The 14,955-nt window shown below is 64.3% G+C and carries 10 protein-coding genes and 1 pseudogene; 8 read left to right on the top strand and 3 right to left on the bottom strand.

The annotated features are described in order from the left end of the window. Nucleotides 1–144: 144 nt before the first annotated feature. The 3 genes from GGD61_RS06575 to GGD61_RS06585 are packed head-to-tail and all read left to right on the top strand — an operon-like array spanning nucleotide 145 to nucleotide 3,387. Nucleotides 145–1,197, top strand: coding sequence for an Ldh family oxidoreductase (locus GGD61_RS06575; RefSeq protein ID WP_092255371.1), 1,053 nt, complete (start codon nucleotides 145–147; stop codon nucleotides 1,195–1,197). A 21-nt stretch (nucleotides 1,198–1,218) separates the two neighbouring features. Continuing rightward, nucleotides 1,219–2,586, top strand: a complete 1,368-nt coding sequence (locus GGD61_RS06580) for an LLM class flavin-dependent oxidoreductase (protein ID WP_183230441.1) — start codon at nucleotides 1,219–1,221, stop codon at nucleotides 2,584–2,586. A gap of 15 nt (nucleotides 2,587–2,601) precedes the next feature. Then, nucleotides 2,602–3,387, top strand: a complete 786-nt coding sequence (locus tag GGD61_RS06585) for a fumarylacetoacetate hydrolase family protein (protein WP_092255377.1) — start codon at nucleotides 2,602–2,604, stop codon at nucleotides 3,385–3,387. A 125-nt stretch (nucleotides 3,388–3,512) separates the two neighbouring features. On the opposite strand, the gene GGD61_RS06590 is transcribed toward GGD61_RS06585, so the two are convergent. Further along, complete coding sequence (locus GGD61_RS06590; RefSeq protein ID WP_092255380.1) at nucleotides 3,513–3,968, bottom strand: Lrp/AsnC family transcriptional regulator; 456 nt, start codon at nucleotides 3,966–3,968, stop codon at nucleotides 3,513–3,515. Nucleotides 3,969–4,120: 152 nt separating this feature from the next. Between GGD61_RS06590 and GGD61_RS06595 the strand changes: the two genes are divergently transcribed. Continuing rightward, nucleotides 4,121–7,570: an indolepyruvate ferredoxin oxidoreductase family protein gene (locus tag GGD61_RS06595; protein WP_092255383.1), complete on the top strand. Its 3,450-nt coding sequence runs from the start codon at nucleotides 4,121–4,123 to the stop codon at nucleotides 7,568–7,570. 76 nt (nucleotides 7,571–7,646) lie between these two features. Beyond that, nucleotides 7,647–9,065 (top strand): indoleacetamide hydrolase, encoded by a 1,419-nt coding sequence (gene iaaH / locus GGD61_RS06600; protein WP_092255385.1) that lies wholly within the window; start codon nucleotides 7,647–7,649, stop codon nucleotides 9,063–9,065. 121 nt (nucleotides 9,066–9,186) lie between these two features. On the opposite strand, the gene GGD61_RS06605 is transcribed toward iaaH, so the two are convergent. Next, nucleotides 9,187–10,098, bottom strand: a complete 912-nt coding sequence (locus GGD61_RS06605) for a LysR family transcriptional regulator (protein WP_183230442.1) — start codon at nucleotides 10,096–10,098, stop codon at nucleotides 9,187–9,189. A gap of 286 nt (nucleotides 10,099–10,384) precedes the next feature. On the opposite strand from GGD61_RS06605, the pseudogene GGD61_RS06610 reads away from it, so the two are divergent. From GGD61_RS06610 to GGD61_RS06620, 3 genes and pseudogenes are all read left to right on the top strand, one after another. Beyond that, nucleotides 10,385–11,567: pseudogene (locus GGD61_RS06610) on the top strand (HlyD family secretion protein). Nucleotides 11,568–11,684: 117 nt separating this feature from the next. Next, nucleotides 11,685–13,295 (top strand): MDR family MFS transporter, encoded by a 1,611-nt coding sequence (locus GGD61_RS06615; protein WP_092255394.1) that lies wholly within the window; start codon nucleotides 11,685–11,687, stop codon nucleotides 13,293–13,295. Nucleotides 13,296–13,323: 28 nt separating this feature from the next. After that, entirely contained in the window at nucleotides 13,324–13,785 is a 462-nt protein-coding gene (locus GGD61_RS06620; protein ID WP_092255397.1) for a carboxymuconolactone decarboxylase family protein, read from the top strand. 136 nt (nucleotides 13,786–13,921) lie between these two features. Here the strand turns inward: GGD61_RS06620 and GGD61_RS06625 are convergent, their stop codons facing one another. Next, entirely contained in the window at nucleotides 13,922–14,782 is an 861-nt protein-coding gene (locus tag GGD61_RS06625) for a D-amino-acid transaminase (RefSeq protein ID WP_092255400.1), read from the bottom strand. Between the last annotated feature and the right edge of the window lie 173 nt (nucleotides 14,783–14,955).

Consider the following 14,955-nt stretch of genomic DNA (forward strand, 5'->3'; position numbering starts at 1 on the left):
GACGAATCCTCAGCGAGAGGCGCGATCTCTTTACGAATTTGCAGCCCTGTATTGGTTTACGGGAGATTGATATCGCTGCCGCGCTTTGAGACGATGGCCTCCAACAATCAGTGCCCGCCAAGGGCAAAGACCCCGGGGAACGCCATGCCGATCGTCACGGCCGATCGCCTCACGCGCGTCAGCGCCGCCCTACTCCGCGCCGCCGGAGCCTCCGAGGAAGAAGCCGATGCCGTCGCGGTCGGCTGCGTCAATGCCAATCTCGCCGGCCATGATTCCCACGGCGTGATCGCCGTTCCCACCTATATCGACCGGATCAAGGCCGGCCACATCGTTCCCGGCGCCAAATGGACCGTGGTCCAGGAATCGCCGACCACGACCGTGATCGACGGCCATTGGGGCTTTGGTTTCCACGTCAACGCCAAGGCGATGGCGCTGACGATCGACAAAGCCAGGACGGCGAATGTCGCTGCCTGCACCGTGTTCCGGCAAAGCCACGTCGGCCGCCTCGCCGCCTACCCCTTGATGGCGATGCGCGCAGGCATGATCGGGATTGCCACGGCGGATTCCGGCCGCTCGCCGAAGCACGTGGCGCCGTTCGGCGGCAAGGAGGCGCGGCTCGGCACCAACCCGATCTCGATTGCCGTGCCGTCCGATCTCGATGCGCCGTTCTATCTGGATATGGCGACTTCAGCTGTCGCGGCCGGCAAGATCCAGCTCGCGGTCGCGCGCGGCGAGGAGATTCCGACGGGCTGGATCATCGATGCCGAGGGACGGCACACCACCGATCCGACCCAATACCGCAAGGGCGGCGCGCTGCTGCCGCTCGGCGGCACCGAGGGTTACAAAGGCAGCGGCCTTGCTGCGATGGTCGAGGTGCTGTGCGGCCTCCTCACCGGCCTCGGCTTCGGCGTCGAGCCGACGGGGCGACACAATGACGGTTGCTTCATGGCGGTGTTCAATGTCGCCGCATTCCGCCCGCTGCAGGAGTTCAAGCGCGAGGTCGCCGAGTTCGCGCGCTATCTGAAATCGACGCCGCCGTCAGAGGGCAGCAAAGGCGTCTACTATCCCGGCGAGATCGAGGGCCTGCGCGAGCAGCAGCGCCTGCGCGACGGCATCGAGATCGAGGATGCCACCTGGGAAAGGCTGCGCGCGCTGGCGCGGGAATACCGGCTCGACACCGTCCTCGATCTGGCCTGACGGCATCAGGAGAACAGCAGCATGAATCGACAGATGGTCCTGGTCGGCTTTCTCCAGGCGCAGAACTGCACCAACCTGCCGAGCTCCTGGCGGCATCCGGATTCGCGCGACGATTCGATGTCGGCGGACTATTATCAGGAGATCGGCAGAATTCTCGAAGCCGGCAAGTTCCACATGGCCTTCTTCGACGACCGCCTGGCGATGCCGGACCGCTACGGCAACGACCACGCCCATACCGTCGAATACGGCATCCGCTGCGTGAAGATGGATCCGCTGATCGTGGTGACCACGATGGGCATGGTCACCGAGAAGCTCGGGCTGGGCGCGACGTGCTCGACCACTTATTACGAACCGTTCGACGTCGCCCGCCGCTTCGCGACGCTCGATCTCATGTCCGGCGGACGCGCCGGCTGGAACGTCGTCACCTCGCTCAACGACGGCGAGGCGCTCAACATGGGGCGCGACTCCCATCCAGAACATGATTCCCGCTACGACAAGGCCGACGAATTCATGGAGGTCGTGCTCGGCCATTGGGACACCTGGGAAGACGGCGCGCTCATCATGGACAAGAAGACCGGCCGCTTTGCTGATCCGACCAAGGTGAAGCGGCTCGACCACAAGGGCGCGGCGTTCAAGTCACGCGGGCCGTTCACCGTGCCGCGTTCGCAGCAAGGCCATCCCGTGATCATCCAGGCCGGGGCATCGGGCCGAGGCCAGCGCTTTGCCGGGCGGTGGGGCGAGGTGATCTTCACCGCCGCGCGCAATCTTCAGGGCGCCAAGGACGGCTATGCGTCCGTGCGCAACGAGGCCGCCAAGGCCGGCCGCGATCCTGATGAGATGTTCCTTTGCAATTTGACGACGCCGGTCTGTGGCGCGACCAAGGCGGAAGCCGAGGACAGGATGGCGCTGATCAACAAGCTGCCGCTCCAGATCGACGCGCTGTCGCTGCTTGCCGAAGCGCTCAACTACGACTTCGCCTCCAAGGATCTCGACGAGCCGCTGACCACTGACGAGCTGAAGAGCATGCAGGGTATTCTGGGCATCCGCGACGGCGTGCTGAAGAATTCGGGCAAGAGCAATCCGAGCGCGCGCGACTTCGTCACTTTCTCCGGCCGCGGGCAAGTGCAGGACGCAATGATCGGCGGCCCCAAGGAGATCGCGGACAAGCTCGAGGAGATGTTTGTCGAGCGCGGCTGCGACGGCTTTGTCATCGCGGCGACCTATGTGCCCGGCTCCTACGCCGATTTCGTCCAGCATGTCGTCCCGGAGCTGCAACGCCGCGGACTGTTTCAAAAAGACTATCGCGGCAAGACGCTGCGCGAAAATCTCGGACTGAAGCGGCCCGCGGCCGGCGCCTGGAAGGTGCTGCCGCGCGATGCCGCGGAATAGCAACGAGGACTTGGCATGCGCTGGCTGAAATTTACTGATGCAGGCAAGACCTCGTGGGGAATCATCGAGGACGACAAGGTAATCGCAGTCGAAGGCGATCCCTTCGACGAATGGCAACGCAGCTCGCGCACGCATTCGCTGTCGGACGTGAAGATCGAGTTGCCACTGATCCCCCGCACCTTCTATTGCGTCGGCTTGAACTACCTCAAGCACCTGAAGGAAGCCGCCGACAAGGCCGGCACCGTGCCGGCCGTGCCTGACCGTCCCGAGATCGGCTATCGCGCCCAGAACGCGCTGATCGCACATGACGAGGACGTCGTGATCCCGTCCTTTGCGACGGAGAAAATCCATTACGAGGGCGAGCTCGTCGTCGTCATCGGCAAGAAGGTGAAGCATCTCACGGAGGACAACGCGATGGATTGCGTGTTCGGCTACACTGTCGGCAACGACGTCAGCGAGCGCAGCTGGCAGAAGGCCGACCGCAGCCTGTGGCGCTCGAAGAACGCCGACACGTTCAAGCCGATGGGACCGTGGATCGAGACCGAGGCCGATCTCGAACAGATGGAAACGGTGGTCCGGGTCAACGGCAACGAGACCAACCGCTTCGCGACCAACGACATGATCTTCGGCGTGGTGCCGTTCCTGGTCGAACTGACCAAGTATTTTACCTTATGGCCCGGCGACGTGATCTGGATGGGCACGGACGGTGCCTCGCCCGACATCAAGCACGGCGATATCGTGGAGATCGACATCACCGGTGTCGGGACGTTGCGGAACAGGTTTGTGCGGGAGGGGCGCTAGCGGCCCCGCAGCACCGGTGCCGTAGGGTGGGCAAAGGCGCTCTTGCGCCGTGCCCACCATCTTTTTCCGTCGTGAAAGATCGTGGGCACGCTTCGCTTTGCCCACCCTACGGCACCTCTCGGGAATCAAAACGGCAGCGCCACACTCGACTTGATCTCCTTCAGCACCACGTTGCTGCGGACGTAGCGGATGCCGGGAATGCGGAACATGAACTCGTCGAGGAAGCGGTTGTAGGCCGCCATGTCCTGCACGACGACGCGCAAATGATAATCGGCGTCGCCCGTGGTCGCAAAGCACTCCAGCACCTCGCGGCGCTTGGTTACCCGCGCGACGAATTCGTCGACGAACTTTGCGTCATGCCGCTCCAGTGAGACGTGGAGAATGGCTGACATCGCAAAGCCCGCCTGCTCGCGCGCGACCAGCGCCGCGTAGCCCTGGATGATGCCGGCCTCCTCCAGCGCGCGCACTCGGCGCCAACAGGCAGAGGTGGACATGCCGACCTCGTCCGCCACTTGCTGGTTGGTGGCGCGGCCGTCCTTCTGGAGGTGCGCGAGAATCCGGGTGTCCTGGTCTTCGATCATCGATCGGCTCAATCTGGTGTATTCTACCGCATGATAGCGGAATCCGGGATAATTTACCAGAATCAGCTTGCAGCTAGGAAAGATAGGTAAGACCTACCAACCATCAGGGCCTACCCTCCGCTCATCCGGCAAGGATGCCGCGGGAGGTCCGCATGGACGCCTTTCCGTCACTCGACCCCTACGAACTCTCCGATCGCTACGATCGCGAACACGGCCGCGTCTTCCTTACGGGCACACAGGCCATCGTTCGCATCGCGCTCGACCAAGTCAGGCGCGACCGGGCCGCGGGGCTCAACACGGCCGGCTTCATCTCAGGCTATCGCGGCTCGCCGCTCGGCGGCATCGACCTCGAGCTCTGGCGCATCCAGGAGCGGCTGAAGCGAGACCGCATCGAGTTTCTGCCCGCCGTCAACGAGGACCTCGCCGCGACCGCGGTACTCGGCTCGCAGCAGGTCGAGACGCAGGGAGATCGCGAGGTCGATGGCGTGTTCGGGCTCTGGTACGGCAAGGGACCCGGCGTCGACCGCTCCGGCGATGCGCTGAAGCATGGCAATGCCTACGGCTCCTCGCCGCATGGCGGTGTGCTGGTGGTCGCCGGCGACGACCATGGCTGTGTCTCCTCCTCGATGCCGCACCAGTCTGACGTCGCCTTCATGAGCTGGTTCATGCCGACGCTGCATCCCGCGAGCGTCGGCGAGTATCTCGCGTTCGGCGAATATGGCTATGCACTGAGTCGCTTCTCCGGCATGTGGGTCGGCTTCAAGGCGATCTCGGAGATCGTCGAGTCGGGCGCCTCCGTCGCGCTGCAGCCGCCGCGTCACTTCCGCACGCCGGAGTTCACGCCGCCGCCAGGCGGCCTGCATTATCGCTGGCCTGATTTGCCGGGCCCGCAGATCGAGGAGCGGCTGGAGGCGAAGAAGCACGCGGTCTACGCCTTCGCAAAGGCCAATCCGATCGACCGTCACATCTACGACATTGCGGACGCGACCTACGGCATCGTCACCACGGGCAAGGCACATCTGGACCTGATGGAGGCGCTGCGGCTGATGGGCCTTGATGAAGGCGCCTGCCGCAGCATCGGCATCGACGTCTACAAGGTCGGCATGGTCTGGCCGCTGGCGCTGCATGACGCCATGGATTTTGTGAAGGGTAAGCGCGAGATCCTCGTGGTCGAGGAGAAGCGCGGCATTATCGAGAGCCAGTTCAAGGAATATTTTTACGACTATCCTGGCAGCAAGCCGGAGCGCATGGTCGGCAAGCACGACGAAACCGGGGCAAGGCTGATCTCCTGGATCGGCGAATTGTCGCCCCGCGCGCTGGCGGGCGTGTTGGCGCGCCGGCTTGATCCGATGTTTCCAGGCCTCAATCTCGCCGCACGCGCGGCCGCTCTGATGCCGGAGGCCGCACGCACCATCAACGTCTCGGGCGCGACGCGCACCCCGTATTTCTGCTCGGGTTGCCCGCACAACACGTCAACAAAGGTACCTGAAGGCTCCAAGGCGCTGGCCGGCATCGGTTGTCACTTCATGGCAAGCTGGATGGACCGCGAGACCTCGTCACTGATCCAGATGGGCGGTGAAGGCGTCAACTGGGCGGCTTCGTCACGCTTCACCGGCCACAAGCACATCTTTCAGAACCTCGGCGAAGGCACCTATTACCACTCCGGCTCGATGGCGATCCGGCAGGCGATCGCCGCCAAGGCCAACATCACCTACAAGATCCTGTTCAACGACGCCGTCGCGATGACCGGTGGCCAGCCGGTCGACGGTCCCATCAGCGTGCATGCCATCGCCCACAGCGTCCGCGCCGAAGGTGTGGCGCGCATCGCGCTGGTGTCGGATGATCCGGCACAGTTCTCGCCTGCCGACCTGCCGGCCGGCGTCACCCTTCATCCGCGCGAGGAGATGGATGCCGTGCAGCGCGAGCTGCGCGATGTCCCCGGCGTCTCGGTCCTGATCTATCAGCAGACCTGCGCCACGGAGAAGCGACGCCGGCGCAAGCGCGGGCAGATGGCCGACCCGAAGCGCTTCGCCTATATCAACGATCTCGTCTGCGAGGGTTGCGGCGACTGCTCGGTGGAATCCAACTGCCTCAGCGTCGAGCCGAAGGAGACGCCGTTCGGCCGCAAGCGCCAGATCAACCTGTCGACCTGCAACAAGGATTTTTCCTGCCTCAACGGCTTCTGCCCGAGTTTTGTGACCGTCGAAGGCGCGACGCGTCGCAAGAAGAGCGCGAGCCAGCTCGACGCGGTTGGTCGGACCGCCACACTTCCGTTGCCCGCGACGGCGGCACTCGACCGTTCTTACGACCTGCTGGTGACCGGCGTCGGCGGTACCGGCGTGATTACTGTCGGCGCGCTGATCGGCATGGCGGCGCACCTCGAAGGCCGCGGCGTCTCAGTGCTCGACTTCACCGGCTTCGCGCAGAAATTCGGGCCCGTGCTGAGCTATATCCGCCTCGCCTCGAGCCCCGCGGCGCTGCATCAGGTCCGTATCGACCAGGGCGCAGCCGATGCGCTGATCGGCTGCGATCTCGTCGTCAGCTCCTCGCCGAAGGCCTCCGGCACCTACCGCCGCGGCACGCGCGCCGCGATCAACACCGCGGAGATGCCGACCGGCGACGTCGTCCGTTTCCGCGATGCCGATCTCGCCTCCCCCGCGCGCCTGCGTGCCATCGGCCAAGTCATCGGCGAGGGCAATCTCGGCACCATCAACGCCAATGCGCTGGCCGAACGACTGCTCGGCGATGCCGTCTATGCCAACATCATCATGCTGGGCTTTGCCTGGCAGCGCGGTTTGGTGCCGATCTCACTGCAAGCGCTGCTGCGTGCAATCGAGCTCAACGGCGTCGCCGTCGAGCGCAACAAGCAGGCCTTTGCCTGGGGCCGGGTCGCCGCAGTCGATCCGGACTTTTTGCCGAGGGTGGACGATGCGCCCAAGGCCGAGACGCTCGACCAGATGATCGACCGTCGGGCCGATTTCCTCACCACCTATCAGGACGACGCCTATGCGGCGCGCTACCGGGCGACCGTCGCAAGGGTCCGCCGCGCCGAAGCTGTCCTGAACAGCGAGGCCCTGACCGAGGCCGTCGCACGCGCCCTGTTCAAGCTGATGGCCTACAAGGACGAATACGAGGTGGCGCGGCTGCACATGCAGGGCGGATTCCTCGACGAGCTGAAGCGCGAATTCGAGGACGGCTTCAGCGTCCAGTATCACCTCGCCCCGCCCTTCCTGCCGTCGCGGCGCGACGCACGGGGGCGCCCGCGCAAGCGCGCCTTCGGCCAATGGATCCAGATGCCACTCGCCGTGCTCGCGCGCTTGAAGGGGCTGCGCGGCACGCGGTTCGATCCGTTCGGCTACACCCGGGAAAGGCGCACCGAGCGCGAGCTGATTGCCTGGTATGAAGGTTTGATCGAGCGGTTCCTCGGCGGGCTCGATGCCGCACATCTGCCAGGTCTCGTCGCAATCGCGACAGCGCCGATGGACATTCGCGGCTATGGCCCGGTCAAGGACGCCGCGATCGGAAAGGCGAAGATCGAGGTCGAGCGGCTGTTCAATGAACTCCACCCGTCGCCGCCGGCAAAGCTGCGCGCCACCGGTTGACGCGGAGCCGGCGAGGCTTCAGCCTCTATGCCCGGGAGGGCGCCCTGACGGCTGCCCGCCAATCGGGTGACGCATCATGGATTTCGACCAGTTGACCCTGACCCAGGCCGCGGCCGCCCTCCGCGCCGGTTCAGTCACGAGTACCGCGCTCACAACGGAGGCTCTTGCCCGCGCCAAGGCCAATGCCGATCTCAATGCCTTCGTCACGCTGGACGAGGCCGGCGCCTTGAAGGCCGCCGCGGCATTCGACACAACGGGTGACAAGGACAAGCCGCTCGGCGGTGTGCCCCTTGTGATCAAGGACAACATCGAGGTCGCGGGACTGCCCTGTAGCGCTGGCACACCCGCACTCAGAGATTACGTTCCGAAAGCCGATGCGCCGGTCGTGGCAAAGCTGCGCGCGGCGGGCGCGATCATCATCGGCAAGACCAGCATGCACGAGCTGGCCTTCGGCATCTCCGGCTACAACACCGCGTTCAAGACCGGCACCGAGTTCGGCGTGCGGAACGCCTATGATCGCAACCTGATCGCCGGCGGCTCCTCGTCGGGCACGGGTACGGCGATCGGCGCACGGATCGTCTCAGGCGGGCTCGGCACCGATACCGGAGGATCGGTGCGCGTGCCCGCCGCGCTGAACGGATGTGCCTCGCTGCGCCCGACCGTCGGCCGCTATCCACAGGAAGGCATCGCCCCGATCTCGCACACGCGCGACACTGCAGGCCCGATGGCCGCGACCATGGCCGACGTCGCACTGCTCGATCGCGTCATCACGAATGGCGAGGCGGCCCTACCGGCCGACCTGAAGCAGGTGCGGATCGGCGTCGTGAAGACGATGTTGACCAATCTCGATGCCGATACCGAAACCGCCTTCCAGGCCGCTATCGTGCGGATGAAGGCCCACGGCGTCACGATCGTCGAGGTCGAGATGCCGCAGCTCGCCGAACTCAACGGCCAGGTCGGCTTCCCGGTCGCGCTCTATGAAGCCTATGACGACATGGTCGGCTATCTCGCCCGCACCGGCACAGGCCTCACCATCGAAGCGCTGGCGAAGGAGATTGCGAGCCCCGACGTGAAGGGCACCTATGATGGCCTCGTCATCCCGCGCAAATTGCCGGGTCCGGACAATACACTGCTCGATGCCAGGCCGATCTACGACGCGGCGATCAAGACCGCACGACCGGCGCTACAGGCGCTCTATGCCAGGACCTTCGCCGATCATCGGCTCGACGCCATCGCTTTCCCGACCACGCCGCGCGTCGCAATCGCATCCAATCCCGACTCCAGCAGCCTCGAGAACTTCGGGCTGTTCATCCAGAACACCGACCCCGGCAGCAATGCCGGCATTCCCGGCATCCAGATCCCGATCGCGCTCGGCGCCACCAGCAGATTGCCGATCGGACTTGAACTCGATGGCCCTGCCGGAAGCGATCGCCGCCTGCTCGCGATCGGCTTGTCGGTTGAAAAGCTGTTCGGGCGGCTGCCGCCGCCGCATTGACGCTCTCGTAGGGTGGGCAAAGCGAAGCGTGCCCACGTCTTCTGTCCACCAATTGACAGATCGTGGGCACGGCGCAAGGGCGCCTTTGCCCACCATACGACACGGCCGCTGCCGGCGCGGCTCACGAATACGGATTGATCAGCTTTTGCTGCTCGGCGCTGTGGTACGCGAGCAGGTCGATGAAGGTCCTGACCTTTGCCGACAGATGATGACGATGCGGATAGACCGCGTTCATCGACAGCTCGATCGTCCGATATTCCGGCAAGAGGCGCACGAGGCGGCCGGCTTCGAGGTCGTCCTGAACGAGAAATCCCGCCATCAGACAGATTGCGGCCCCCTCCAGTGCGACCTTGCGCAGCGCTTCTCCGCTATTGGTGACGAAGCTGCCCGAGATGCGTACGGAGGCCGGTGCGCCTTTGCGATCGAGGAAGCGCCATTCGTCGCCGAACGGATAGTTCAGGTGCCGGCCACAATTATGCGCGGCGAGCTCGTCGAGCTTCTGCACCCGGCCGTGCTTCTCGAGATAATCGTGCGAGCAGCACAGCACGTGACGCCAGGTGGCGAGGCTGCGGACGATCAGGCTTGAATCCGGCGGCGAGGTCATGCGCAAGGCGACATCGTAGCCTTCCTCGATGAGATCGACGTCAGCCTCGCCCATTCGCAGATCGACCTTGAGCTCCGAATAGGTCGACAGAAGCTTTGCCACCACAGGCGCGACGAACTGCACCATATGCGTGGCGACGTGGATGCGCAGCGTGCCGCGGGGCACCGACTGCAATTCACTTGCGATATCGTCGGCCTGTTCGATGTCGGCGAGGATCTGGACGCACCGGTCGTAATAGGCCTTGCCGATCTCGGTGAGGTTGACCTTGCGCGTGGTCCGCTGAAGCAGCCTCACCCCGAGCCGGTCTTCCAGCGCCTGAACGTGATTGCTCACCATGGTGGTCGACATGTTGAGCTTGCGGGCGGCTGCAGAGAAGCCGCCGGTCTCTACCACCCGGCTGAAGACTTCGAGGCTGGTCAATCGATCCATGGCGCCGATTATCCGCCTTTGATGGATAATCGCAAGAAATTCACCCCGATTATCTATCAAAACACGGGATTTCACCCCGCGTGGAGCAGGACGCATGCGTTAGCAGCAATCGCTCGACGGGCGCGGCAATCCCGCTGGGGCAGTCGCGGGTCTGGTTCGCTAGACATCACAACCAAGGCGACCTCTCCGGATTATCCAACCCTGATGGATAATCCTTCCAGCATTTCGCCGATTATCACCCGGCCCAGAAAGACCAATAGTCTCAGGACGCCGATAGGAGACTTCCATGTCCGAGATGCCCCGCGCCGAGACTTTTCAGCAGGCAACTGAAATCACCCCCGATAACCCCAAGACCCCGCCGACTGCCCCGGCCCGGAACGGGGTGCGGCGCGCGGCGCTGGCGCTCGCGTTCCTCGCGGGCACGACAACCGCTGTTTATTACGGGCACGATTACTGGACCAACGGCCGCTACCTCGAGACAACCGACGATGCCTATGTGAAGGCTGACTCCACGATCATCGCACCAAAAATCTCCGGCTACATCGCCAAGGTGCTGGTCAGTGACAACGAAAAGGTGAAGGCGGGGCAGGCGCTGGCCAAGATCGACGATCGCGACTTCAAGGCGGCGCTCGACCAGGCCAAAGCCGACGTCGCCGCCGGCGCAGCCTCGGTGCGCAACATCGATGCCCAGCTCGAGCTGCAACAGCCGATCATCGAGCAGAGCACGGCTGACGTCACTGCAGCCGACGCCAACCTGAAATTCGCGCAGGAAGAGCGCGCCCGTTACGACGACCTCATGAAGACCGGCTCCGGCACGATCCAGCGCGCGCAGCAGACCGACGCGGCGCTACGCGCGAGCAGCGCGCAATTGCAGCACGCGAAATCCGGCCTTCTTGCCGCTCAGCGCAAGATCGACGTGCTCACCACCCAGCGCGCCCAGGCGGCGGCCCAGCTCGAACGGGCCCGCGCTGTCGCACAGCAGGCGGCGTTGAACCTGTCCTATACCGAGATCACCGCGCCGGTCGAGGGCACCGTCGGCGCTCGCTCGCTGCGCGTCGGCCAGTACGTGCAAGCCGGCACGCAATTGATGGCGGTGGTGCCGCTCGATGCGGTCTACGTGGTCGCCAACTTCAAGGAGACCCAGCTCACGCATGTGCGGCCGGGTCAGCCGGTCGAGTTGCACGTCGACAGTTTTCGCAATCGAACCCTGCACGGCCATGTCGACAGCCTGTCGCCCGCGAGCGGGCTCGAATTCGCGCTGCTGCCGCCCGACAACGCCACCGGCAATTTCACCAAGATCGTGCAGCGGGTCCCGGTGAAGATCGTGCTCGACGACCACAGCCTCACCGGCCTGCTGCGCCCCGGCATGTCGGCGGTGCCGACGGTCGACACCAAGCAGGCGGTGCTGGCCGAAGCGCGAGACGGCGAAGCGCCTCGCCGGCAACACGTCCCGCCCGAACGGCGGCTGAAGCCGGAAGGCCTCGGCAGGATTATCAAATCCTGCCGAACGATCCTTCCACAGCTTCATCGATTATCGAAACCATTCGCCTGACGCATCCTGTCTCCGTACCCGAGACGAGGCCTTCATGAGCACGCTGCAACCGACCCTCGACGCCGCCACCAATCTCGCCGCCCCCGCAGCTCCGAGCACGCCGGCCGTATCCGCAAAGACCTGGGTCGCCGTGATCGGCGCGACGCTCGGCGCCTTCATGGCGGTGTTGAACATCCAGATCGTCAACGCCTCGCTCGCCGACATCCAGGGTGCGATCGGCGCCGGCATCGACGACGGCGGCTGGATCTCGACCTCCTATCTGGTCGCCGAGATCGTGGTGATCCCGCTGTCCGGCTGGCTGGCGCAGGTGTTCTCGATCCGGATTTACCTTCTGACCAATGCGATCCTGTTCCTGGTTCTCTCGGCGGCCTGTGCACTTGCGCAGGATCTGCCGCAGATGATCGTGCTGCGCGCCGTGCAGGGATTTACCGGCGGCGTGCTGATTCCGATGGCGTTCACGCTGATCATCACGCTGCTGCCGCGCGCAAAACAGCCGGTCGGCCTTGCGCTGTTCGCGCTGTCGGCGACGTTTGCGCCGGCGATCGGCCCGACCATCGGCGGCTATCTCACCGAAAATTTCGGCTGGGAGTACATCTTCTACGTCAACCTCGTCCCCGGCGCGGTGATGGTCGGCATGCTCTGGTACGCGCTCGAGCCCAAGCCGATGAAGCTGGCGCTGCTGCGCGACGGCGACTGGGCCGGCATCATCACCATGGCGATCGGGCTATCGGCGCTGCAGACCGTGCTGGAGGAAGGCAACAAGGACGACTGGTTCGGCTCGCCCTTCATCGTCAAGCTGTCAGTGATCGCGGCCGTCGCGCTGACCGCCTTCCTGATCATCGAGCTCACGGTGAAGAAGCCGCTGCTCAACCTGCGCCTGCTCGTCCGCCGCAATTTCGGCTTCGGCATGCTCGCAAACTTCCTGCTCGGCATCGCGCTGTACGGCTCGGTCTTCATCCTGCCGCAGTATCTGTCGCGCATCCAGGGCTACAATTCCGAGCAGATCGGCATGGTGCTGGCCTGGACCGGATTGCCGCAACTTCTGCTGATTCCGCTGGTGCCGCGCTTGATGCAAAAGTTCGATGCGCGGATCATCATCGGCGTCGGCTTCGTGCTGTTCGCGGCTTCCAACTTCATGAACATCTATATGACCAACGATTACGCCGCCGACCAGCTGCTGTGGCCCAACGTCGTCCGCGCCATCGGCCAGGCGCTGGTGATGGCGCCGCTCTCGGCGGTCGCTACCGCCGGCATCGAGCCGGAGAACGCGGGCTCGGCCTCGGGCCTGTTCAACATGATGCGCAATCTCGGCGGCGCCGTCGGCATCGCACTGCTCCAGACCGTGCTGACCAAGCGCGAGCAGTATCACTCCAATGTGCTGATGCAGTCCGTCTCGGTGTTCGAGCAGGCCACCCGCACACGGCTGGAACAGCTCACGCAATATTTCGTCAATCACGGCATCCTCGACCGTGCGGATGCAGCACATCGCGCCTATGTCGCGATTGGCCATATCGTGCAGAAGCAGGCGTACATTCTCGCCTTCAGCGACACGTTTTATCTGCTCGGCATGGCACTGATCGTCGCGCTCGCCGCGGTCCTGTTCCTGAAGAAGCCCGGCCAGACCTCAGCCGGTGGCGCCCACTGACTCAACCCAGCAAGCAAGGAGAACGACCATGAAACCCCGCATGAACTACTATCAGGCCGCGCCGGATACGATCAAAGCGCTGATGGCGCTGGAGACGCAGATCCAGTCCACGGGGCTCGAGAAATCGCTGATCGAGCTCGTCAAGATCCGGGCGTCACAGATCAACGGCTGCGCCTTTTGCATCAACATGCACACCGAGGACGCCCGCAAGCGCGGCGAGACCGAGCAGCGCATTTATTTGCTCGATGCCTGGCGCGAATCCCCGCTTTACACCGATCGCGAGCGCGCCGCGCTGGCCTGGACGGAATCGGTCACGCTGATCTCGCAGACGCATGCGCCTGATGATGTCTACGAGCAGGTCCGTGCGCAGTTCTCCGAGGAAGAGACCGTGAACCTGACCATGCTGATCGGCGCCATCAACGCCTGGAACAGGATCGCGATCGCGTTCCGTGCGATTCATCCGGTGAAGATGAAGGCGTCGGTGGCGTGACGGGAGGCGCTCCCCTCACGGGTAAGTCTCGTAGGTGGGCAAAGGCGCACTTGCGCCGTGCCCACGTCTTCCCATCAAATAGGCAGGACGTGGGCACGCTGCGCTTTGCCCACCCTACGGCAGCTGAGTGCGCGGCTCAGACCGCCGTCGCCTTGGCGAACTCCACGTAGATCTCGCGCAGGCGCGTCGCCATCGGGCCGGGCTTGCCGTCGCCGATGGTCTTGCCGTCGATGGCGACCACCGGCTGGACGAACAGTGAAGCCGACGTCGCAAAAGCCTCCTTCGCGGCAAGCGCCTCGGCGACCGTGAACGAGCGCTCCTCGACACGGAGCTGACGTTCCTCGGCGAGCGCCACCACGGCCTTGCGGGTGCAGCCCGGCAGGATCGCGTTGGAGTTCTTGCGGGTCACGATGACGTCGTCCTTGGTGAGGATGAAGGCCGAGGACGAACCGCCTTCGGTGACGTAGCCATCTTCCAGCATCCAGGCTTCGCCGGCGCCGGCTTCGGCCGCCGCCTGCTTTGCCAAGACCTGCGCCAGCAGGGCCACGCTCTTGATGTCGCGCCGCTCCCAGCGGATGTCTGGCACGGTGATGACGTTGATGCCGGTCTTCGCCGAAGCGGCGTTGATGATATCCTTCTCCGAGGTGAACATCACCAGGCTCGACTTGACGTCGCCCTTGGGAAACGGAAAGTCGCGGCCCTTGTCGGCGCCGCGTGTCACCTGGAGATAGACCAGGCCATTGGCGACCTTGTTGCGCGCGATCAGCTCCTTCTGCAGCTCGGTGATGCGCGCGACCGTCTCCGGCAGCTTCAAGCTGATCTCGCCGACCGAGCGCTCCAGCCGCGCCAGATGCGAGGCGTTGTCGACCAGCTTGCCGTCAAGCACGGCCGAGACCTCATAGATGCCGTCGGCAAACAGGAAGCCGCGATCGAGGACCGAGATCTTGGCGTCCGAGAGCGGGACAAATGAGCCGTTGACGTAGGCGATCGGGTCCAAGGCAGGTCTCCTGGGGGGAAGGGGGATTTGGCCACCGGTATAGGAGATTTGGCGAGCCCGATAAACCCTCGATCCGTCATTCCGGGGCATTCGCAAAGCGAATGAGCCCGGAATCCATCTTACCTCGCGTACTGCCGCCCGATGGATTCCGGGCCCGCGCCAAGAGGCGCGTC

It is taken from the genome of Bradyrhizobium sp. SBR1B, from assembly GCF_014198205.1.
Classification (GTDB): domain Bacteria; phylum Pseudomonadota; class Alphaproteobacteria; order Rhizobiales; family Xanthobacteraceae; genus Bradyrhizobium.